19 protein-coding genes and 1 pseudogene are annotated in these 21,871 nt (G+C 70.4%); 3 read left to right on the forward strand and 17 right to left on the reverse strand.

The window, feature by feature from the left end:
* Window positions 1-27: 27 nt before the first annotated feature.
* The 7 genes from ABZW30_RS23195 to ABZW30_RS23225 all read right to left on the reverse strand — a co-directional run bounded on the left by ABZW30_RS23195 (window position 28) and on the right by ABZW30_RS23225 (window position 6,785).
* On the reverse strand, window positions 28-1,812 hold the full coding sequence (locus ABZW30_RS23195; RefSeq protein WP_355673068.1) for a TraM recognition domain-containing protein: 1,785 nt from the start codon (window positions 1,810-1,812) through the stop codon (window positions 28-30).
* Between the two features lie 100 nt (window positions 1,813-1,912).
* Window positions 1,913-2,341, reverse strand: a complete 429-nt coding sequence (locus ABZW30_RS23200) for a hypothetical protein (protein ID WP_355673069.1) — start codon at window positions 2,339-2,341, stop codon at window positions 1,913-1,915.
* Between the two features lie 703 nt (window positions 2,342-3,044).
* On the reverse strand, window positions 3,045-4,271 hold the full coding sequence (locus ABZW30_RS23205) for a hypothetical protein (RefSeq protein WP_355673070.1): 1,227 nt from the start codon (window positions 4,269-4,271) through the stop codon (window positions 3,045-3,047).
* Between the two features lie 116 nt (window positions 4,272-4,387).
* The gene (locus ABZW30_RS23210; protein WP_355673071.1) at window positions 4,388-4,891 is read right to left on the reverse strand and encodes a hypothetical protein; all 504 of its coding nucleotides are present in this window, start codon (window positions 4,889-4,891) and stop codon (window positions 4,388-4,390) included.
* Between the two features lie 79 nt (window positions 4,892-4,970).
* Window positions 4,971-5,468 (reverse strand): hypothetical protein, encoded by a 498-nt coding sequence (locus ABZW30_RS23215; protein ID WP_355673072.1) that lies wholly within the window; start codon window positions 5,466-5,468, stop codon window positions 4,971-4,973.
* Between the two features lie 35 nt (window positions 5,469-5,503).
* Window positions 5,504-6,262, reverse strand: coding sequence for a hypothetical protein (locus ABZW30_RS23220; protein ID WP_355673073.1), 759 nt, complete (start codon window positions 6,260-6,262; stop codon window positions 5,504-5,506).
* Between the two features lie 199 nt (window positions 6,263-6,461).
* Window positions 6,462-6,785, reverse strand: a complete 324-nt coding sequence (locus ABZW30_RS23225) for a hypothetical protein (RefSeq protein ID WP_355673074.1) — start codon at window positions 6,783-6,785, stop codon at window positions 6,462-6,464.
* Between the two features lie 226 nt (window positions 6,786-7,011).
* Here ABZW30_RS23225 and ABZW30_RS23230 point away from each other — a divergent pair, with 226 nt between their 5' ends.
* Window positions 7,012-7,560 (forward strand): hypothetical protein, encoded by a 549-nt coding sequence (locus tag ABZW30_RS23230; RefSeq protein ID WP_355673075.1) that lies wholly within the window; start codon window positions 7,012-7,014, stop codon window positions 7,558-7,560.
* A gap of 215 nt (window positions 7,561-7,775) precedes the next feature.
* Here the strand turns inward: ABZW30_RS23230 and ABZW30_RS23235 are convergent, their stop codons facing one another.
* The 7 genes from ABZW30_RS23235 to ABZW30_RS23265 all read right to left on the reverse strand — a co-directional run bounded on the left by ABZW30_RS23235 (window position 7,776) and on the right by ABZW30_RS23265 (window position 15,128).
* A complete protein-coding gene (locus ABZW30_RS23235; RefSeq protein WP_355673076.1) occupies window positions 7,776-9,281 on the reverse strand; it encodes an ATP-binding protein in 1,506 nt (501 codons plus the stop codon).
* A 23-nt stretch (window positions 9,282-9,304) separates the two neighbouring features.
* Window positions 9,305-9,754, reverse strand: coding sequence for a DUF6238 family protein (locus tag ABZW30_RS23240; protein WP_355673077.1), 450 nt, complete (start codon window positions 9,752-9,754; stop codon window positions 9,305-9,307).
* Between the two features lie 35 nt (window positions 9,755-9,789).
* A complete protein-coding gene (locus ABZW30_RS23245) occupies window positions 9,790-11,259 on the reverse strand; it encodes an SCO6880 family protein (RefSeq protein ID WP_355673078.1) in 1,470 nt (489 codons plus the stop codon).
* 154 nt (window positions 11,260-11,413) lie between these two features.
* Window positions 11,414-12,856 (reverse strand): ATP-binding protein, encoded by a 1,443-nt coding sequence (locus ABZW30_RS23250; protein ID WP_355673079.1) that lies wholly within the window; start codon window positions 12,854-12,856, stop codon window positions 11,414-11,416.
* A 15-nt stretch (window positions 12,857-12,871) separates the two neighbouring features.
* Complete coding sequence (locus ABZW30_RS23255; RefSeq protein ID WP_355673080.1) at window positions 12,872-13,567, reverse strand: hypothetical protein; 696 nt, start codon at window positions 13,565-13,567, stop codon at window positions 12,872-12,874.
* Entirely contained in the window at window positions 13,567-13,875 is a 309-nt protein-coding gene (locus tag ABZW30_RS23260) for a DUF6112 family protein (RefSeq protein WP_063346628.1), read from the reverse strand. Before ABZW30_RS23260 ends, ABZW30_RS23255 begins: the two co-directional genes overlap by 1 nt.
* Before the next feature lie 77 nt (window positions 13,876-13,952).
* Window positions 13,953-15,128: a C40 family peptidase gene (locus ABZW30_RS23265; protein WP_355673081.1), complete on the reverse strand. Its 1,176-nt coding sequence runs from the start codon at window positions 15,126-15,128 to the stop codon at window positions 13,953-13,955.
* Between the two features lie 563 nt (window positions 15,129-15,691).
* On the opposite strand from ABZW30_RS23265, the gene ABZW30_RS23270 reads away from it, so the two are divergent.
* The gene (locus tag ABZW30_RS23270) at window positions 15,692-16,438 is read left to right on the forward strand and encodes a site-specific DNA-methyltransferase (protein ID WP_355673082.1); all 747 of its coding nucleotides are present in this window, start codon (window positions 15,692-15,694) and stop codon (window positions 16,436-16,438) included.
* An 85-nt stretch (window positions 16,439-16,523) separates the two neighbouring features.
* Here the strand turns inward: ABZW30_RS23270 and ABZW30_RS23275 are convergent, their stop codons facing one another.
* On the reverse strand, window positions 16,524-17,471 hold the full coding sequence (locus ABZW30_RS23275) for a DUF5655 domain-containing protein (protein WP_355673083.1): 948 nt from the start codon (window positions 17,469-17,471) through the stop codon (window positions 16,524-16,526).
* Between the two features lie 489 nt (window positions 17,472-17,960).
* On the opposite strand from ABZW30_RS23275, the gene ABZW30_RS23280 reads away from it, so the two are divergent.
* Window positions 17,961-18,875: a hypothetical protein gene (locus ABZW30_RS23280; RefSeq protein WP_355673084.1), complete on the forward strand. Its 915-nt coding sequence runs from the start codon at window positions 17,961-17,963 to the stop codon at window positions 18,873-18,875.
* On the opposite strand, the pseudogene ABZW30_RS23285 reads toward ABZW30_RS23280, so the two are convergent.
* Both ABZW30_RS23285 and ABZW30_RS23290 read right to left on the reverse strand, forming a co-directional pair.
* A pseudogene (locus tag ABZW30_RS23285) lies at window positions 18,872-19,096 on the reverse strand (integrase core domain-containing protein); the annotation flags it as partial. The gene ABZW30_RS23280 and the pseudogene ABZW30_RS23285 sit on opposite strands and share 4 nt — an antisense overlap.
* A gap of 42 nt (window positions 19,097-19,138) precedes the next feature.
* Window positions 19,139-21,727: a tetratricopeptide repeat protein gene (locus ABZW30_RS23290; protein WP_355673085.1), complete on the reverse strand. Its 2,589-nt coding sequence runs from the start codon at window positions 21,725-21,727 to the stop codon at window positions 19,139-19,141.
* Window positions 21,728-21,871 lie beyond the last annotated feature (144 nt).

The following is a 21,871-nucleotide window of genomic DNA, read 5'->3' on the forward strand; positions in this document are numbered from 1 at the left end:
GCCACCGGGAAGTGGTGCGCCGGGCGCTCACGCCGTCAGCCCGAAGTTGTCGCGGTCAGCGGTGGCTTTGGCGATGGCGCGTTCGGTGATGGCCTTGGTGGCGCGGGCGGAGGCCGGGCCGATCTCCTTGGCGGAGCGCTCCTTGTACCAGGGCTTGAGGTTGAGCATCGCCACCCGCATGCCGGTCGCGAAGAGCAGGATCTTGCCCTTGGGGAGGGCGCGGATCTCGTCGGGCGGCAGGATGCGCTCGGTGCGCATCGACACCGACGTCGACTTGCCGCTGCCGGAGTCGGACACGGAGACGGTCTGCACGTCATGCTCGCCGATCTGCCTCGACAGCTTGTCCGCGAAGTCGGCGTCGTCGATTCCCGAACCGATGATCTTGACGGTGGCCGCGGACCAGAGGGCGTCCATGCCGGCTTCGCCCCAGCAGCGCTGGCCCTGCCGGTAGGACTGCAGGATGGTGATCGGGATGACGCCCCGGCTGCCGAGGTGGGAGTAGAGGTCCGGCAAGTCGCTGATCTTGCAGACATTGGCGGCCTCGTCGAGGACGCACAGCGCGGGCGGGTCGAGCCGGCCGCCGCTGCGTTCGGCGACGATGACGGCCGCGCGCATCACCGCGTCGGCCGCCGCCGCGATGATCGCCGAGGCGCTGCCGCCGCCGTCCTTGCTGAGCAGGAACAGCGTGTCGCGGGAGGAGGCGAAGTCGAACGGCTTGAACTCGGGCAGGCCCGGGGTGGGGGTGACCCACGCGGCGATTTCCGGGTCCAGCAGGCAGCTGGCGTATTGCCTCGCGGTCTCAAAAATCCCATCCCTGGTCTCGGTGGCGCCGGTGACGGTGCCCTGGAGCTGGGCGGCGACCGCGTGGTGGCCGGCATCGGTGAGCAGATCGACGGGGGTGCGGTCGGAGGGAGAGGCGAGCCACGCCAGCACGTCGGTGATCGGGCGACGATGGCTCGCGGCGGCCAGGAACAACGACCCGAGGGTGTTGCTCGCCGCGGTCGACCAGAAGTCCGAGCCGCTGGACTCGTCCACGCTCGCGGCGACGAAGTGCCCGGCCAGGCGCTTGGCGCCGGCGAGGTCGCGGGCGTCCGCGAGGATGTCCCACCACATCTCGCGCGGGTGGTGCGCGATCTGCTGCGGGTCGAGCGTCCAGACTTTGCCGACCTTCGCGCGAGCGTCGATGCAGGTCGTGAAGGCGTCGTTCGCCGCCTTGTTCGACGTCAGCAGGACGGGCCCGGGGGCGGAGAGGATCGCGGGGATCGCGATGCCGCTCGTCTTGCCGGAGCGCGGAGCCATGATGGCGACCATCACGTCCTCCCACGAGGCCCGGACCTCGGCCTTGCCCGGGGAGAGCGTGCCGATGGGGATGCCGCGGTCGGCCGGGGCTACGTCCTTCTCGCCCCGCAGGCTCGGGCGCAGGCTGCGGGCCTTGGCGGTGATCTGCTTGTCCAGCAGCGGAGCGATGTCCGCCGGCCGGGCCATGCCGCTCTTCGTCCCGGCGCGGCGGCGCAGCCACCAGGCGAGCGCGGTGACGGTGAGGGTGAGGGTGAGGGCGCCGGGGACGACGCGGGCGCCGACCAGGACAGCGGCCGGGCCGAGGTGGGGCCACAGCCGGTCGGGGTGGAGGAGGGCTTCGGTGACGTGGAACGGCGCCCAGGGGCCGGACCCGACAAGGTAGTTGGTGAGGTTGCCGGTCAGCCAGGCGAGGGAGCCGAAGGTGAGGGCTGCGCCGACGACGGCGAACAGGAGGTAGAGGAGCGCGTCCGTGCCGGTGGTGGTGGACGGAGCGCCGGTGCGCGGGGCGGGCAAGAGGGAGTCCAGGTGGGTGTGAGCGGGCGGTGGGCGGGGCGCGCTTGGCTCTCGAACGGATCACGGTGCTCTCCACGGGGGCTTGGGCCGGCGGAACGTTTCAGCGGGTGCGAGCGGCAGGCTGGACCGGCGCCGCCGCCGCGGGCGTACCGGCCGGTGCGGGAGCGGCCTTGGCAACGGCGGAGGGGAACGTGCGGCAGGCAGCGGCGTGCCGCTGCTCCTCGGACTGGACGATGCAGTTCTGGCCGACGTACCCGACGACCAGGTGAGGGGCGATTCCGACTCGGTACCCGGCGTCGTCCAGGAGGGTGGCCGCGGTGGAGGCCGCAGCGGGCTGGTCGGCGCCGGGAGTGTCCGGGGGCAGGTGGTAGCAGCAGGAGCTGTGGGGGTCAGGGGCGGTGAAGCCACACTGGCGGAGGACGTTGTGGATCTGGTCGGGGGCGTCGGTGCGGCAGAAGGCCCGGACCACCCCGTCCGAGCGGCGGACGATCTCGACGTCGGTGCCGAATGCGTCGGCGAGGGTGCGCATCGTTGGTTTCCTTCGGTTCGGTCAGCGGGCGGGCCGGGGGCGGCCGGTGGAAGTCCGTGGCCGGCACTGGGGCCGGAGGGGTCGCGAGCGCGCCCCGCCGGGCGGTGGAGTTGGGGGCAGCGAGGGCGGCGGCCTAGCGGCGTGTTCGCGGCGGGCTCGGACGCGGCGCCCATGACGTCCTGCAGGAGTTCGCGGGTGCGCAGGACGGGCATCAGGTTCAGGTGGCGGGAGGGGCTGGGCTCGGCGGGGCAGGCGGCGACTCCCTCGGTGGCGGCCTCCAGGTCCTCCCGGACGGCGAGGAGTGCCTGGTGCGCGGTGGCCAGGGGTGTCCACATGTCGTAAGGCAGGTTGTAGCCGGGAGGGTCGAAGTCCACCCGGGCGCGGGCCCAGTCGGCCCCGGCCGCGACCGGCTCGGTCAGCTGTGTCAGCGGGCCGACCAGGGCGCTGGTCGTCTCTTCGAGGATCGCCGCCACGTCCCTGGGGCTGGCCGTCTCCCCCGGCCGGACGACCATGCCCGGCAGCGAGTAGGGGTCGGCGGCGGGCGGCGGGATGTAGCGGACCTGGAGCGGCTGGTCGGCTGTGGGTGGCCGGTCGCCATGGGCGAGGCGGATGTTGTGCTGCATGGCGGCGCCGACCGCTTCTCCGATCGACGGGTAGTACTCGGGCACCACGGCTCCTTGGTGGGCTGATGGGAAAGAACGTTTCAGCGGGTGCGGCTGGTGAGGCCCGCCGCTGCGGCCAGCGCGGGCGGCAGCCGGGTGGAGGAGGCGGGCGCGCCCGGGGCGGCGGTGGCGGTGGTGCTGCGGGCGAGGGCAGCGCGGGTGCGCAGGTCGTCGGCAGTCCGGGCTTCGGCGGTGCCTGCCGCGCCGGACGTGGCGCGCCGAACCTCCTCGACGGCCCCGTCCAGTTCGGCCTGGACGGCGACGAGTTGGTCGGACGCGGAGCCGAACCGGTCGGAGAGCTCGAACTGGTCGGGGTCGAGATCGGTGATGTGCTCGGAGGTGGCCTCCAGGGACTCCTGGAGGCGCACGAGCATCCCGTCGTCCGGGTCGAGCAGCTGGTCGAGCGCCCCGGCGAGTTCGGCGAAGTCGGAGCTGCCGCGCAGCTGATCGGTGAGATGGAGGATCTGCTGGCCTGCGGTGTTGACCGGCTCGGCCTCCAGCCGGGGGTCGAGGTCGACGTTGTAGCGGGCGGCGCGCAGCATCTCGGCGGCGTGGGTGGCGATGGCGGCGGCGTCGGGGCGGGGCGTGGTGGTGGGCAGCCGGTGGCGGCGGCCGTGCCAGTCGTCGATCTGCTTGAACCCGGCGTGACGGAGCAGGGTGGCCGACAGGTCGTCGCTGGTGCCGGTGGCGACGACGCTGCCACTGGGCTCGGCGCTGATGGTGATGACGGGCATCCGGTGGTCCTTGGCGGTGGTGACGGTGCGGGTAAGGTGGCCGAGTTCGGCGGCGATGCGGGTGCACTCGGCCTGCACGTGGAAGGGGTCCCGGTAGGTGCCGTGGATGTATCCGTCCTCGCGCACGACGGTGGCGACGACGTGCACCGACCAGTCGCCGTTGCGGATCGCGGCCCACCGGCAGCCGTCCGGGTCGCCGGCGGGGGCGAGCCCGGTCGCGGTGACCAGGCGCCGGGCGACGTCGGCCCACTGGGCGTCGCTCAGGTCCGGGTGGCGGGGGTCGGAGCGCACCGAGCACATCCACACCGGGTTCTCGGGCGCCCGGGCGCCGATCCGCAGGGCGGGGGCGTCCAGTACGCCTCCGCCGAGGACCTCCTGCGGGTCGCCGAACAGAGGCAGCTGCAGCTGCTTGTCGGCGCCGCGGTAGTCGGCGCCGATCAACCTGGGGCGCAGCCGGCCGTGGGGCTCGTCCAGGCTGTAGAGGGCGGGGATCAGCGCGGCCGTGGTGGTGGCGCGTTGCAGGTGGGCGATCACGGCGTCCCCTCTCGGACGGCGGGCGGGCTGACGGGGACAGAATCCGGTGATCCGGCGGTTTGGCCGGGCCGGACGGCAGTGGTACAGGGCCGCCCGGCCGGGCAGCCCCGCGAGCGTCAGCGCCGAGAGGTGAGCCCGTGTTCACAGGCGAAGTCCTCGCAGGCCCACCGGGCGAAGCGCTGGTCGTTGTGCAGCCGCGCCCAGCGGCCGTCCCGGCGGATGACGGTGGCGACGAGGTCGAGCCGGTCGTCGGCGTTGCGCAGGGCCACCCACCGGCACGCGTCGGGGTCGCCGTCCGGCTCAATGCCGGTGGCGTCGAGGACCTTCCACGTCAGCTCGAACCACCGGTCGTCGCTGAGCACGCCGCTGCTGCGTATCGAGCAGTGCCAGGTCAGGCGCCGGGACGGGGTGTGGCCGGTACGGGGCTTGCGCAGCGCCACCGGCTCGTCCAGCAGCGCCGCCAGGTCCGGCAGGACGATGTCCTCCTCGGCGGGCGGACCGGGTGACCACGACGCCAGCAGGTAGGACTCGAAGCCGGGATCGTCGTCGTAGAGCTCGGAGAGCAGGTCGGAGGTGTTCTCGGTGCGCCGGACGGTGCAGTACAGAGGGGAGGTGGGCATGGCAGGGCTCTCGCGAATCGCTGTTCAGGGGAGGAAAGTTGGGGGCGGTGCCCTGCAGTTGGGCAGGGCGCCGGAAGGGTCAGACGAAGGGGTTCTCGGTCGGGCGGTCGGCCTCCACGGCCGCCTGCAGCAGCTCGGGAATGTCGCCGGGTTCGCTGGCGCGCTGGTCGATCCACCAGCCGGCACGCGTGATCGTGCGCGCTCGGTCCTCGATCCGCTCCCACTCGGACTCCGGCATGCCGGAGTCGGCGACGAGGGCGGTGTAGGCGGCGGCGAGGACCTGGTGGCGGCAGCGCACGCCCCATGCCACGCCCTTCTCGGTGCCCTCCAGCGGCGGCATCCGGAACTGCTCGGACCAGGCGTCCGATTCGGCCTGTTCGGCGGCGCGCTTGGCTTCCAGCCACGCTGTCTTCTCGGCCTCGTCACCGGCCTTCGCCGCGCGCCAGCAGTCGGTGCACTCCTGCTTGGCCAGCCACTGGGCGAAACCGGCCCGGCGGTCGGCCGGACGGTCACCAAGATCCCTTGCTGTCTCGTGCCCGCACGAGTGGGTGATCTGCCAGACCTTCTTCACAGCCATGCGCTCTGCTCCTTGGGGGTGGGGGTTGGGGGTGGTCAGCGGGCGCGCGCGAAGGCGATACGCGGGTCGACTGCCGCCGGAGGCGGGCTCACGGTCACGGCGGGCGACGCGGCGGCGTGCGCCTTGAGCGCGGCCTCGTCGACGCGGAACTTGTGCGTGGTGAACGCCTGCTGGGCCGGTGGGCGGCGGGCGGAGACCTCCTTGGCGAGGCCGGGCAGCATGGCCACCTGGAAGTGGCCGCGCTGCAGCCCGACCGTGGTGCGGGCCACCGCATCGAGCGTCTCGACCCGGGTACCGGCCGGGGGCAGGTAGACGTCCAGGTCCCGGTGGTGGCGCCAGCCATCGGTCTCCAGGAAGATGCCCGGGTTGAAGGGCAGGTCGTCGTTGACGGCGGCGACGATGCCCAGGCTCGGGTGCTCGGCGATGGCGACGTCGGGCCCGGTGCTCGGCGCGGGCGGGCCCTGCGGCCCGGGGACCTCCGGTGTGGCGTGCGCCTGCCGTGCCTGCGCTCGGCGCTGCCGGTCGGTATTCTCCGGGGCCAGGGACATGTCGGTGTCGACGCGGTAGCCGGCGCCGGTGAGGAGCTCGGCGGCCCAGGCGGCGCGCTCGGGGGCTTCGCGGTGCTGGTCGCTGAGCGTGAAGAGCTTCGGGTTGCCCGGCAGGCGCTGGAAGTCGAGGCGCTCCAGCATCCACTGGGCGGCGGCCGACTGGGTGGGCAGGGAGGCGACGATGCCGTGGCTCGGGTGGTGCCCGATGGCGACGTCGGGCAGCTGGGTGGGTTCGGCGGCAGGCACAGTGGGGCTCCGCTTCGCTGGTACGGACAGAGGCGGCCGGGATCGTGAGGTCGGCTTCCGGCGGAGCTGATGATGCGGAGAACAGGGAGTTTGGCCCGGCCGGAATCTGCTGGTAGAGCCCATGACCGCCGGGCCGAGCGTCTCGTGTCCTGACACGGCGGCTGGATGGACGTGCCGTTCACCGCGTTCAGCCATCCGATCAAGCGGGGCAGATTTGTTCGCGGTCCGTAGGCCAGGTAGGTGCCGTCCGCCGAGGAGCAACCAGTTGCAGGCGGCGTCGACTGTTGACCCGGCCCATGTGCACAGGAATGCCCTGGTCGACTGCCTGTCGGGCGACGCTCCGGGCACCCGGGCCGAGCTTCCATTCAGTACTGCCGCCGATGAAGAGCACGTCGGTTTGGTCCCAGGGGATGAGGCCGACGACCTCGGAACCGTCCTGGGCCGCGAAAGCTGCCGGCACGCCCAGGCTCCTGATCCGGGGCAGCCAAGGCAGGGACACCGTCAGGGTGGCGACGGCGTCCATGGGCTCGTCGGGAGCTACCGCGTAGAGGCACCGGTCCGGGCTGTAGCGGTTGATCGTGGTCGTGAGCCAGGTCCACCACTGGTCTTCGCCGGGCCAGCCTGACCCGGCGTGCGGCGGCTGGTGCGCCCGCTTGAGATGCGGGTCCCACCGGTTGTCGCGAAGTCTTGACACTGCGTCACGGGCCGAGAACCCTGGTGCTGTACTCCAGGGACGTGAGGGACACGGCATGCCATGGGTTGACGAGACCGGGCGCCACCAGGGTTTCCCGGCGGCGGTGTTGGCGGACGGCAGCGAGCCGGCGCCCTTGCCGGACGGGCGCACCACCTGGTGGCTCTACAACGGTGCGGATGGTCCTCGGGCCGCTGCGGTGCGCGGTGGTTGCAGCTGCGGCTGGCGGGGTGAGCGGGTGCACCTGTTGGACTTCGGTGACGACGCGGCGACCGAGGCGGTGGGCGAGGCCACCGGGCCTTTCGCGGACTGGGAGTGGCACGTCGACCTGGCCGAGGGTGTGGTGCCGCGCGAGGTCGAGGAGCTGGTCGCGGCGCTGGTGGACCGGATCTGCGACCTGACGGAGAGTCGGCCGTACGCCGCCGCCCGTGCGGCCGCCCGGTTCGAGCGCGCCGCCGGTTCGACCGCGCTGCTGGCTGGCCGCAAGGCCCGCAGCAATCTGATGACCTGGGAGTACATCGGCCGCGCCTTCGGCTGCGGGCCGGAGGAGGCGCTGGAGCGGTTTGGCGAGACGCTGCACGACGTCGACCGGGGTGATGAGGCGTAGGTCGTCAGTCTTCACGCGTTGGGCAGGCGAGATCGGCGGCGTCCCCTGGCCAACTCTTCTGGGGGCGCCGCCGTTTGAGCCACGCAAGGTGAGCAACTACCTGTAGAAGCAGCTCGCCTTCGCCAAGCAGCGGTGAACTGCTGCCAGGACACCCCAGTTTGGGTGTCGCAACGGGGTTCTGTCCCATCGGAGGGTGGGCGTAGGCGGTGCCCGGTCTACGCGGCCATGCGGAAGTCGGTGTCGTAGAGAGCCCGTTCGCGGCTGTGGAGGAGGTGCTGCACGATGAAGGAGAGCGCGGCGACCTTCCACAGGCCCCGGCCGCGGGTGAGGGCGGCGATGGCCTGGGCCTCGACGCCGGTCAGGCCCAGCAGGGCCATGGCGGCGGGGATCTGGTCCGCTTCCTGCCGGTAGATGATCCGCGTCGAGCAATCCGCCAAGAGACCCTCGGCCAGGACGCGCCCACGTGAGCCGGCGTCGCCTGCGGACAGCAGGTCGGACAACCTGTGCAGGATAAGGAGGTTGGCGATTCCCAGTCCTCGGCTGAGCTTCCACTGCTGCTGCATGCGCTCCAGGAGGCCGACGTGCCGCATGATCCGCCACGCCTCGTCGTAGATCACCCACCTGCGACCACCGGCGGGGTCTGCGAGGGCAGCCTCCATCCACGCGCTCGCGCAGGTCATCGCAAGGACGAGGGCGGTGTCGTCGCCGCTGCTGCCGAGGCGGGACAGGTCGATGGAGAGCATCGGCGCGTCCGGGTTGAACGTGACGGTGGACGGCGCGTCGAACATGCCACTGAGATCCCCGTGGACCAGGCGGCGCAGGGCGTGCGCGAGGTCGTCGGTGGCATGGCCGAGGCTGCCGGCCTGGCCGCCGAGGGCGGCGTCGAGGCGTTCGGGACGGCCGAGGACGTGGGCGATCTCGCCGAGCAGCGGCACCGCGTCGGCAGCGTCGGCGTCGGCGACGACCAGGTCCAGGGCGACGTCGAGGCCGGTGTGCTCCATCGGCAGCAAGTCCCGCTTGAGTACGGTGGCCGCGAGGCTGGCCAGCAGCAGGAGCCGGCGCTTGCGGACCTCGCTGGTCCAGTCCTCCTCGCTCACCCCGTCCGGGCGCTGCGGGGCGTCCAGCGGGTTCAACCTCCCTGGGAGGCCGGGGCCAAGCGCGATGGTCTGACCGCCGAGCGCCTCGGCCAGACCCGACCACTCACCCTTCGGATCGCTCGGCACGTAGATCTTGTACCCGTGGGCGATGGCGCGGGTGGCGATGGACTTGGCGAGGGCGCTCTTGCCCATGCCGATGACGCCGCACAGGATCGCGTTCGGGTTCGTGAACCCCTCTATTCGGCCGGAGTTGTAGAGGGCGAACGGGTCGTAGCAGAAACTGCCCTCGGCGTGGAGGTCGCGGCCGATGAAGATCCCCTCGGCGCCGAGGCCGGCCTCCGCGAGGAACGGGTAGGCACCCGAGGCGGTGGCGGTGGTCAGACGGTGCTTGGGCAGGCGGAGCTTGCCGCCGCGCGCGGAGGCAGGCCCCGGGCGGCCCGACACCGGGTAGGTGGGCCGGAGTTCGGGGTCGGCGCCCTCGTGCTCGCGGCGCTCGGCGGCGGGCTGCGCGTGGCGGGCCTTGGTGCGGGCCTGTGCGAACTCGGCGCGGGCGGCGCGCTGTTGGGCGCGGGTGCTCTTGCGCGGGACGAACAGGGGGCTGGTGGTGACACGGTTCCTGGGCATGGTCTCGAATCCGGGGTGAAGGGTCAGCGGCGGACGAGGCCGGTGAACGGGGCGTGCAGGTCGGCGGGGGTGGTACGGCGGCGCACCAGCTGCGCGGTCTCCTGGTGGCGGCGGCAGATGCTCAGCTCCGGCGCGCCCTCGGGCCGACGGGCGCGGCAGGCTTCGGGGCCAGGGACCTCGCCGCTGCCGGGCCGAGGCGAGGCGTGGTAGGCGGCGTGGAGGTGGTCGGCGGCCTGCCACAGACGGGTGCGCGCGGCCTTGAGGTGGTCGCCCTCGGCCGGCAGCAGCGCCGCGGTGCGCTGGGCGTGGGCGTCGAGGAGGCCGTGCAGCGCGACCAGGTGCTCGTGGAGCGAGTCGAGTTCAGCGCGGGAGGCGACCAGCGGGCCGGTCGGGATGTTGAGCGCGCGGTGGAAGTCGATCGCGGCGGTCGCGTACGGGACGAAGTCCTGCGCAACGGGGGTGGTGGCCGGCATCAGGGGTGCTCTTTCGGAAGGCGGGAGGGCCGGCATCACGCGGCGAGGGCGAACGGCAGCGCGGAGGCGGTGAACGCCTCGGCCTGCTGCCAGGTCAGCGGGCGCAGGTCGAGCTGCGCGCCCACGGCGGCGGTCTCCACCACGGCGCAGGCGGAGCGCAGTTCGTCCTCGGTGTCGGCAGAGACGGTCAGCAGCCCGGTGAGAGCGACGTCGGCGTGCCCGGCGATCAGCTGCCGCTCGCGATCCTGGATGTCCTGGTACTCCACCGAGTCGGCCTCGCTGGAGACCTGGCCCTTGCGGGCCCGCTCGGCCGAGTCCGCGATCACGCTGGCCTTCTTGCGGCGCACGTCGCGCAGCGCCGAATCGAGGTCCTGCGGCTCGTAGGACAGGGAGACGGTGCGACGCACGCCGGAGGCGAACATGACCTGGTGCAGGAAACCGGCGTTGACCTGCGTCCTCGGCCAGTTCTCCACCCAGTAGGTGGTGTGGTGGGCGGAGTCGGTCGAGATGTGGTCGGCCTCCTCCACCACGACCACCGGGCCGGCGGCGGCCGGTTCGGCGGACGGACGCCCGTCCTCGGACCAGCGGTCCAGCGCCGCACGGGACTTCGGGTCGTAGGCGGTACGGGCCACGGCGGCGATCTCACCGGCGGACAGCCAGCCGGACGGGGCGAGGCCGCCGGTGCGGGCGGACTGCTCGAACGCGGAGGTGAGCTGGGCCAGTACCGCGAAACCACCGGTCAGGCCACCTCCGGCCTGGGAGATCAGCCGCCGCGCGCCCTTGAAGTCCAGGGCGATGGCGACGTACGCCTCGTGCGGGGCGGCGGCCGGACCGGCACCCCGGACCAGCTCCCCGTACAGCTCACCGGCCAGCGGCGCGTCGGGACAGCCGTGCTCCTCCCAGTACCGGCGAAGCGCGTCGCCGGTGTCCGGGACGGTCCGCTCGATGACCTGGATGCGGGCGACCTGACCGGTTCGGGCGAGCGCTGCCAGGGAGCGCCCCCACCCGGTGACGTTGGCGTTCTGGGTGCCGGGGTCGAGCAGCGCGTAGGCGCGGGAGGAGACCTTGACGATCGCGGTGAGGGTGCCCGCGTGCGGGTCGTGGACGGCGCCGTAGCGGCCATCGGGCGCGGTGACCACGCGCAGGCTGGCCGCGCTGCCGGGAAGGTGGAGCAGGCCCTCGCGCACCGGGCGGGAGGAGGGGCGGGTGAGCCAGACCAGCTGGCCGCGCAGGCGGCGAAGGCCGTAGCGGGCGGCGACGGGCGCCCAGTCGGCGAGGGTGCGGCCCCGGTAGCGGAGGAACACCAGGGCGGCGACACCGGCCCACAGGGGTATGAGCTGCAGGGCGCCGGTGACGCCCCGGGTGACGAGCACGGCGAGCAGCAGCAGGCCGGTGGCCGAGGTAGTGATGAGTTGCGGGGCGCTCAGGCCGAGCAGGATGCCGCGCTTGGAGCGGTGGGGGAACTTGACGGATGCGGGGGTGGCGTCGGGCGTCGAGGAGGACATCGGGGTTCCAGAGGGATGAGCGTGCGGGCGGCGGGCGGGGGCGCGGCACTCTTCTGGACGTCATCGCGGATGCTCCTTCGAGGGTTTGAGATTGGGCGGTGGGCCTGGGGTAGGCGGCGGGCTGCCGCCCGCCCCAGGGCATGGGGGGTGCCGGTCAGGAACCAGGCTGGGTGGGACCGTTCGGGTAGACGAACCGGGCCGGTGCCGGAGCTCCGGCCGGCGCCGGTCCTGCACTCGCGGGCGCGGGCGGCGCCGGGACGCCGGGGCCCGCCGGAGCCGGGCTGGGCGCCGAGGACGCGGGCGCTGCAGGGGCCGTCGAGACGCCCGGCACGGACGGAGCGGAGGGCTGGGCCGCGACGCCGTCCTGGCCACCACTGGATGCCGGCTGGCCGCTGCCGCTGCCGGAGGAGGCCCGGGTGATCAGGGCCGGGAGGCCGGGCCGGGTGACCATGGCGCGTCCGCGGTCGCCGGGCGCGCTCTGGTCCTCGCCGAAGCGGAACTTCGTCGGCTGCTGCGCCGGGCCAGCGTCGATCCCCTCCTTGCTGATCCGGCCGGTCGGGTCGATGCCGGAGGCGGCACCGCCACCGCCCATGCCCGGGACCTGGGCCGGGCCCTGCGGCGCCGGGACGCCGGTGCTCATCTGCATGGCCAGGGAACCGGCGGTCTTCGCCGCCCCGGCCGCGACCGCCATGCCGGCCATGCCGGTACGGTGCGTGTCGTCGTGGCCGCTGCCGTCCGTCGCCCAGTGGACGAACTTGTAGACGGCGTACGGGCACAGCAGCACCATGACCATGATCACGACACCGGCCAGGGCGTCGGACAGGGCAGCCATGCCGTCCTTGGCGTCCGTCTTGCCGAGCGCGGAGACGCCGACGAGGAACACCACCGTCATCAGCAGCTTGGAGACGATCAGGGTGGCGGTGGCCTCGATCCAGCCGCGCCGCCACCGCTGGGCTACCTCCCAGCCGCCGCCGGCACCCGCGAAGGCGGCGAGCGCCACCAGGATCAGCACGCCGACCTTGCGGGCGACCATCACGCACCAGTAGAGGAACGCTCCGATCGCGCTGCCGACCGCGACCAGAGCGGGGATCGCCCAGCCGAGCGGGAACATGGCGCCGAACTGGGACACCTTGATCATGCGCCTGACCGCGTCGGCCACGCTGGTGTGAGCGGCTTGGAACAGCCCGGTCGACAAGGCGTCGACCACGGTCACCGCGACCGCCGTGAAGCTGATCGCGCCGAAGGCGAACAGCACGCCGGTCATCGTGCCCCAGCCGGCCTTGGCCAGCGCCCGTTCGTCCCGCCGCCAGGCGGCCAGGACCAGCTGGGCGCAGAAGGTGCCCACGGTCAGGATCAGCCCGATCGGCAGGATCAGCTGGTAGTTGTCCCTGAACCACGGCGCCGACAGGTCGATGGCCGTGGTCTCGTCGACCGCCTTCGCGCACAGGTCGACGGCGCTGGCCGCAAGCTCGCCCATGCTCTTGGCGATCCATGCGCCGATGCCGTCCGTGATGCTCTTGCCCGGGTCGCTGACGAAGTTGATGCCGTCGACGACGTTGCAGACCTGGGCGACCATCGGGAGGTTGCAGATGTCCACGAGGAACTCCCGAGGTCAGGGCGCCACTGCCGGCAGCACACCGGCAAGGGCACACGGGCGGTCAGGACGGCACTGGACGGCGAGGGTGGCCGAACGGTCCTCGGCCCCGCCCTGCGGGGCGCCGTTCCAGGAGATCGACTGCTTCCCGGAGACGGTCACGGCGTAGACGTACGCCTGCGTGATCGCCCCCGGATCGGCCTGCAGTGCCTTGGTGAACCTGTCCGGGAAGTGCGCCTCGTCCGCGGTTGCGGTGGCGAACTGCCCGGAGTCGGCCATCCGCCCCCACAGCACCGGGGAGGGGACCAGGCGGTCGACCGAGTCGGCGTCGAGGTACTGCCCCTCGTTGGTCAGCCATCGGTGGAGGGAGGCCACCAGCTCCGGCTGCGAGGACGAGCGGGTGTCGTACGACCACAGCGCCACCGCCGCTGCCTTCGCGAACGCGATCGGATCGTGCGTCGAAGGCGGGCCCGGCAGCGCCTTCGCATGCCCGCCCGTCGACGGCGAAGCCACCGGCGCAGAGGGTGCGGCCGAACCCGCAGCTGCAGCAGCCGGGTTGGCGGCCTCGCGCCCGTCCCGGGTGACGTAGGCCAGCACGCCGGCGCAGGCGACGAGCACCACCAGGACGAGCGAGCCCAGCAGCGCCCGGCGGCGCACCAGCGCGCCGCCGGAGCCACCTGGGCGAGGGCCCGAGGCGAAGGAACGTTTCTGCATCACTTGACCTGGCTTCCAAGCGTCGAGAAGAACGAGACGACGCCGTTCGCGGCGCCCAGCAGCAGGGCGGCGCCGGCCGAGACGAGTACGCCCTTCTTGCCGTTGGCCTCGGCCTGGTGGCCGCCGGAGTGGTGGCCCCAGGCCCACACCCCGGCGCTCACGGCCAGGGCTCCGACGACCGCGATGATGCCGAACAGATTCAGGCTGCCCATCACCTGCTTGAGGACCGAAAGGCCGGGCAGGCCACCCTCGTTGGGGGTGATGCCGGGGTCGTAGGCGAGCTGTACGACTGCGTCCGCGAGATACAAGGGAGGCTCCAGAGCGGTTCAGGGCGCGCGAAGGCAGCCCAAAGAAGGTGGGAGGGGAGAGGGGGAGAAGAAGCTGGTCAGGCGACCCGGCGGGCGGCGAGGATCTCCGGCCGCCACGAGGCGAGGGTCGAGATCTTGACCACGTCACCGGTCTTCGGGGCGTGCACGATCAGCCCCGAACCGATGAACATGCCCACGTGCTCCGGCACGGCGGCGGTGCCCCGGGTGAACAGCAGGTCGCCGGGCTTGAGGGAGTCCGCCGAGGCGGCGGTGCCCTGCTTGACCTGGTCGTACGTGGTCCGCTCCAGCGAGACGCCAGCCGAGCGGTAGGCCATCTGCATCAGCGAGGAGCAGTCACACCTGCCCATCGGGTCCGCCCCGTGCGAGTTCGCGCACGTGCCGCCCCACTGGTAGGCGGTGCCCAATTGGCCGAGCGCCCAGCGGATCGCGGTCTGCACCGGCTGCGGCGCATCGGCCGGGACCGTGTAGCCGTTGGGCAGTGAGCCCGCGGGGATGGTGCCGAAGTCGGTACCGTCACCGCCCGCCGTGGGCGTCCCGCAGCCACCACCCGCTGCCGGGCCGGCGCTCGCGCCAGCCGTTGGTGCCGGCGTCGGATTCGGCGTCGGCGAGGCGCTGGAGGCGGGGCCGAGCAGCGGCGCGAGGGCCTTCTGGAGGGCCTCCGCCAAGGGCTGCCACTTGGCGTAGGCGTCCGGGAAGCCGGAACGCTGCACCGCCTGGGCGGCCTGGGTGACGGTCATCGACTCCCAGCCGCTGACCTTCTGCAGCGCCTCGTAGAACTTCGTCGAGGCGTACACCGGCTGCATGATCTGCTCCGGCGCGCCCCAGCCCTGCGACGGCCGCTGCTGGAACAGGCCCAGCGAGTCCCGGTCGCCGCCGTTGACGTTGCGAAGTTCGCTCTCCTGCAGCGCCGTTGCCAGGGCGACGACCTGCCCGCGCACCGGGATGTGCATCGCGACACCGGTGGCCTGGATCGTCCGGGCGTTGGGGATCTGCTCGGACGGCTTGCTCAGCCCGGCCACGGCCGGAGCCGACAGCGGACTGGAGCCCTTGAGGATCGCCTCGACCTGCGCCGCCACCGCCGAGGAATCCACACCCTGTGGATTTCCACCGGGAGGGCAGGAACTGGACGTGGTTGCCGAGGCGTTGCCCGCGCCGACGATCGCGACGGGCAGGGCCAGCACCAGCGGACCGCAGGCGACGACGCCGACGAGTGCGCCGACCGTCTTCTTCACGACGGCCCCCGGTCACCGGGCATCGGTCGACCGGGTGGCGTAAGCGAATGAGGGCACGGGTGTGCCAGGGCATGCTGCATCGCAGCGGCTCCTCGGGGATTCGTAGGAGAACGCGGTGCCGGCCTCTCGTGCGAAGAAGTCGCAGGCACCGCGCCGGTGGTGAAACCGCCCTTGCTCAGAGCGGGCCCGGGTCACGGGAGTTGGTAGCTCCAGGACGCCGGTCTTGGGTCACGCGCGGCAGCCGGCCGCGCTCGTAATCTCAGCCGGAACACGACGGCGCTCCTCGGGACTCAGGGGGAAGGGGATGCCGCCCGCACGTGGTCGCGCCTGCACTGGGCGGCACGGATCAACACGCGGCGGGCCAGGGCCGTTTGGCCTGCTGCCCGGTTGGCATGGCGAGACAGTAGACGCGAAAGTCGGCCGCACCAAACGACCCCCGGTCGGACCCCGGGCCATTAGGTACGGCCGCCGATCGCGGCTACCGTCCCCGCCATCCCCGCTCCCGGCGGCTGCCGCCGGGCGTCGCCCAGAGCGGGCCCAACCATGCCCCGAAGGAAGATCCCATGAGTTACAAGCTGCACCGAGGCGACGCCCTCACCGTGCTGAAGACCCTCCCGGACGAGTCCGTCAACGCCGTCATCACCGATCCGCCTTACAACAGCGGCGGGCGGACCAGCTCCGAGCGCACCAGCCGCGACGCCCGCGCCAAGTACGTCACCAGCGGCAGCATCCACGACCTCAAGACCTTCCCCGGCGAGAACCGCGACCAGCGCTCCTACCGCTCCTGGCTCACCGAATTGCTCACCGAGGCGTACCGGGCGAGCACCGAGCACTCGGTTGCGATGGTCTTCTCCGACTGGCGGCAGGAGCCCACCACGAGCGATGCGCTGCAGATGGCCGGCTGGACCTGGCAGGGCACCATCCCCTGGATCAAGCCCGCAAGCCGCCCGAGGAAGGGCGGCTTCAAGCAGAGCGCGGAGTTCATCATCTGGGGCGTCAAGGGAACCCTCGACAACAGCCGGGACCTCTACCTGCCCGGCCACTTCACCGCCTCCCAGCCCCGCAAGGACCGGATGCACATCACCCAGAAGCCGGTGGAGATCATGCAGCAGCTCGTCCGGATCTGCCCCGAGGACGGCGTCGTCCTCGACCCCTTCACCGGCAGCGGCTCCACTGGAGTCGCCGCCTTGCGCGAAGGCCGGCGCTTCGTCGGCGTCGAACTCTCCCCGCACTACGCCGACGTCGCCGAACAGCGGCTGCGCGCCGAGCTGGCCCAGGACGACTTCGTCCTCGCGGGACCGGAGGCGTGAGCGTGAGAACCGTCACCAGGGCGAGCGGCCGAAGACGCGAAAGGGCGGCCGGAGCACCAGACTCCAGCCGCCCTTCCGGCGTCCCTCAGGACTCCTCGACCGCCCGCCGGATCAGCGGCACGGCCTTCTCCACGTCCGCGGACGAGACGATCCGCACCTCCAGGTCACCCGTCCCCAGGTGCCCGATGCCCCGTACGTCGCGGGTGAAGCCCTCCTCCAGCTCCACCGTGTCCGGGTCCAGCCGCAGGTACACCAGGATCGCCCGGTGCGAGACAGAGGGCCGGAAGATCACCGACGCCACGTTCAGCATCCGCCGGTAGGCGATGTAGTGCTTGAGCACCACCACCTCCAGCTCACCCGCCGCGGTCAGCACCTCGTCCAGCTCGCCGTACAGCTCCCGCAGGCACCCCGGCACCTCCACCTGCGAGACCTCCGCCGGCGCCGCGACCACCTCCGGCTCGTCGCTCGCCTCGCCGGCCGGAGCAGCCAGCACCGGCGAGGCACCGGACGCGGAGAAACCCGGAACGGTCTCGACCAGCTGCAGCGTCAACAGGTCCGGACCGAAGACCCGGTAGCGCACCAGGTCCACGCGGTGATCCCGCTGGTAGAGCGAAGCAGCAGCACGGTCATGGCGAGAGAACTCGCCCGCGACGCAGATCACCCGGGGCCGCCGCCAGTCAACCGCCTCCGCCGCATCGGCGCCCAGACGTCTGCGCACCAGCGCCTCGAACTCGTGCCGGTGCGCCAGCAGCCAGACCAGGTAGGACCCCGCCTGGGCGATCACCCCGGCATCGCGCCCGCGCTTGAACTCGATGACCACCGGCACGCCGTCCTCGTCCAGCCCCAACGTGTCGATCCGCCCCTGGCGCCACGGCCCCGTCACGTACTCCGACGCCAGGAACCGCACCCCCAACATCGGCTCCAGCGCCCCCTCGACCCGCCGCTGCAGCTCCCGCTCCCGCGCCACCGTCGAACCCCGCAGCTCGACATCCCGGCCGTCAGCACCCCGCCGGAACACCTTCAGATCGGCCACCAATGCCCCCTCGCACGACCGTACCCAGGGACCAATCCAGAAGAGGAATGAGGTATTCCCTATCCTGGCCTCTAGGTGCGCTCGAAGGCTGATGACGGTCCCGGCGGGGCCGGCCGAAGCATGCTTCGCGACGACCGGCCCACCGGCACTCGACGTCAACTCAGGCCGATGAACCGCCGAGCGAGGTTGAGAAGGACGAGACACAACGGCCCGCTGACCGCGCGAATGCCCTCCACGGCGGCCACGTGCGAGAGATCGCTGCGACGGGCAACTCGAGCGCGGCACGGGCAGGCTCGCGGCGTTGTGCGACGGCGCTTACGGTTGGACATGTCAGCCTCCTACGGAAGTGGTTGATGGCTCCCCCGCGTCGAGGGTCCGGCCAGGAACGTGTCGACGCGGGGGTGTGCATTTGGCACCCCTTCACCATCCCGTCCCGACTGTTCTTATGTCGCGCTCTCAAGGCCCGATCCCGGTGTAAGTTCCAGAACCATGGCTGGCTTCGACGACGCGGTCGCCGGCACCGCGGACGACCTGGTGGCCGACGCCCACGACATGGGCGTCCGGCTACGACCCCGGACGATCACGGCATGGGTGGAGCACGGCCTCCTCGCCTCGCCCCTCTTCCGTAAGACGACTCAGCGGGGCAGCGACACTCGTGTGTTCCCGCCGGAGCAGCGTGTCCTCTTCCAGAAGATCGTCGAGGCGAAGCAGCGCTCGCCGCTTCCGAAGGTCCCGCACCACACGGTTGCCCCGGTGATCATCCACATGTGGCTGGAGGACTCCGGGGTCGTCACCGACGAACAGGCTCGCAGGGCCCTGCGGACGTACTCGGGGAGTGCAGGTGTCGCGACGGCCGCCGGCCGCAAGGCCAGGGCTAGGGAAGTGATCGCCCAGTTTGCGCACCCCTACGCGCTGAGAGCCACCCGGCGGGAAGTCGAGCGTCTTCTAATGGAGGCAGAGAAGACCCGTAACCCGCGATGGGAAGACCTCGGGGCGGCGATGAAAGACCTCGTCGCCCCATGGGGGGATGACGGACGGGATCGACTTGCCGAACGGACCCCTGGGCTTCCGGATATGTCCATGACCTTCGACTACGCCGTACTCCTATGGATGACCAAGGCCGAGGTCTCGCGAGACCTTCGGGCGGAGAGCATCCAGCCGACGAGTCTGCTGGCCGCTCGAAGGGAGTTCCGCCAAGGCTGGGCGGAGTACCAGCGCGATCGTCCGGCGCTGATGGCACAGGTCGAGGGCGGGGCGCTCCTCTTTGCCCAGCCGGGCGGCTGGGAAGCCCAGGTCAGGGAGCACGTCGATGCATTCGCCTCAACCATCGGCCGCGTCGCCGGACAGGCCGACATGATCATGAGCGGGGCTCGTGGGGGCCTCGGCTGGCGCAGCCGGGCCTAGGTGTTCTGACCCGTGAGGTTGGGGACGCGGCTGGCGGGTGGTTTGCTTGCGAGTGCGGTGTGTCCGCGGTGGTGATTGTAGGTGCGGAGCCAGTCGGGGTAGGCGTCGTGTCGTTCCTGTTCGGTTCGGTAGGGCTGTGCGTAGGCCCATTCGTCGAGCAGGGTGCGGTTGAAGCGTTCGACTTTGCCGTTGGTCTGGGGCCGGTACGGAGTCGATAGTCGGCGGAGGTTTCCGAGATGGCCTCGGGTGGGCGGTCCCGGTTCTCAGCGATTGTGAAAAGGGCTCCGGGCCTGGAGATTGCTCAACCAGCGCCGGGCTGCCTGGATCCCATGTTTGTCGCCAGTCTCCCGGAAGGCAATTGCGGCCTGCTCGAGGCACTTGATGGCAGGCCCGATCTGCCTCAACTCCTCATGCGTTACGGCAAGGTTCATCAGTGTCTCGCCCTCCCCGTGGCGATCGCCAGTGGTGCGTTGAACTCGTAGCGCCTGCTGATACAAGTCAAGTGAGAGTGAGAGTCGACCTGCACTCGCATGGGCATTTGCAAGGTTCTTCAAGACGCTGCCTTCTTGGCGTGCGTCTCGAAATTCTCGGCATATATTCAGGCTTTGCTGAAAGTGTGATGCTGCAGTCTCATATTTTTGGAGGTCATAGTAGGCGCGCCCGAGGGAATTGTGAGTCACGCCTTCTCCTGCGCGATCTCCAAGCTTCTGGCATATCCGCAGATCTTCACGCAGAAAATCGACTGCCCTGTCGAGGTCTCCAAGATCGACGAGCATGGTTCCCATGTTGTGGAGAACGCGCCCCTGGCCGCGGATGTCTCCTGACTTCCGGTGCAGAGTGAGCGATTTCTCAAAATATGACATTGCCTCGTCGAAGCGTCCGGCCTCCACGAGTGAGGATGCCGCTGAACTAAGGATCGCCGCTTCGCTCGGGTGGCCCCCAGCCTCAATCACCAGGCGAAGAGCTTCCTGATGAAAGGAAAAAGCCCGGTCTGGTTGATGTGCGGCGTTGTGGAACCGCCCGAGGCCAGATAGTACTTCGGCCTCTAGCTGCGGATCTCCGAGCCTTTGGGAGGACTTGAGTGCAATCTCAAGCATATCGGCCCAATCCCCAAGGCGGCAGTTTTGTGCGAAATGCCTCTCAAGTCGCAATGTAATGGCTATTGAGATAATATCCAATTCCACATAGTGGGCGTAAGAAACCGCTGCCAGCAGAGTGGAGTATTCGTCATCGAGCCAGTTGCGGGCCTCGCCTGGCGATAGGAAGCGCTCGCTAGGCGCCTCATCTGCCGTCCAGCTGAGCTGGCCGTCGGCCTCCTCGGCAACCTCGAGAAGATGGAGCAGGATTCTTTGGAGGGCCCCCGACGATTCCACATTATTGGTATCCTCGTCCGCTTTCTCCTCCGCATACAGACGGATAAGGTCGTGCATCATCCAGCGTTCTTGAGCGTTGCTTAGCAGAAGGTTCGCACTCATGAGTGTGCGGATCAGTGACCGTGTCACTGATGGGGGAGCCTCAAGGAGGATGCCGGCTGTTTCCATGGAGAAATGCGGGCCAGGGGCCAACGCAAGCAGCCTGTAAGCGCGGGCCTCTTCCGTGGACAGCCGCCGATAGGAGAGCATGAAAGCGGCCCTTGTGGCCAGCGGGTTTCCCAGCACGTCGATGTCATTATGCTGCAAGCCGCCGAGGCGGCTTCTTGTGTCTTTCAGCTCGTCAATCAGGCTGGCAAGTGGTCGCTTGGGTTCGATTTTCAGCAAGGCCGCCACAATCTGCAGGGCAAGCGGCAACCCGCCACACAGGGCTGCAAGCTGATCGGCATCTTCTGGGGCGCTGGCGACCCGTTGGTCATCGGGCCGAGCGACGCGCAGGGCTTGATCGAGCAGTTGTGCCGCGCTGGACCCCGACAGCTCATTGAGCTCAATCTGGCGGCCGGGCAGCGATGCGAGAACGTGCCGAGTGGTGACAATGATCCGATGCTGGGAGAACGAAGGAATGAGAGGAAGAACCTGACTGGCTGCCGATACGCTGTCCAGGATTAGGAGGAAAGGGCGCTCCTGGCGCCCCAAGTAAGCTGCGTGAGTCCGCCAAAGATCCAGCACCTCGGAGCCTGCGGGCGGAATGTCCGCCTCAGGAACACCGAGATACCGGAGCAATTGCTCCGCCGCGTTCTCGGCTTTCAAGTCGCTGTCGTTGCTGCTGTAGCCGCGCATATCAAGGAACAGCACGCCGCCGGAGAACAAGCCGAGGTCACGTGCTCGATAAGCCGCCTCGATGGCCAAGGTTGTCTTTCCGGATCCTCCCATGCCGGAGACCGCCGTCACTATTGAAGGCTGCGCCTTCTCTCGCGCGGGATCCAGCTCGCTCAGCAGATCGGCCAAGCAGCTTTCCCGCCCAACGAGTCCGACTGGTCGTGGGGGCAAGGTTTCCACGGTGCGCAGCTCTCGGCGACTGACCTCGGGGCTCACGCGGGCCTTGGCCGGCCGTCCGCCCCGCAGCGCACTCCGCTCCTCCCGTGCCGCGTGGAGAAGTTGCAGCCAGGCTCCCTCTGGCATGTGCTGGTGCCCGCGAGCCGCCGCTTGCTTACGCAGATAGGTGACGAGCAGGGCAAAGTACTTCTCTTTAGGGCCAGGAGCAGGAACATGCCCGGCATTGAGCCAGGTGCTGATGGTGGAGTCCGAGATTTTGATCGGCGGGGCCTGTTTGGCGGCAAGTCGCACAAGCTGACCCAATGTGGGCTCGCCAGCGTCCTCGTACAGGCGCTTCAGCTCGGTACTGAAACGTTCGACAGCCCCACCCACGGCCACGCCCTCCCGCCCTGCTTCCAGTCTGACGGTCTCCTGGAAGACTTCCAATCGCTCTGCTGACCAGCGTACTTGTGCCTCCACGGACAGACCTGTGATCGCTGGAAACCCCCTGGACGGCGGACATATGTGCCAACGCCCGTCGGACCTATCCGCTGGGCATACGATCCAGGAGGCATCCGTGAATCGCCCAGT

Origin of the sequence: Kitasatospora sp. NPDC004669 (assembly GCF_040609455.1) — a bacterium.
Classification (GTDB): Bacteria; Actinomycetota; Actinomycetes; order Streptomycetales; family Streptomycetaceae; genus Kitasatospora.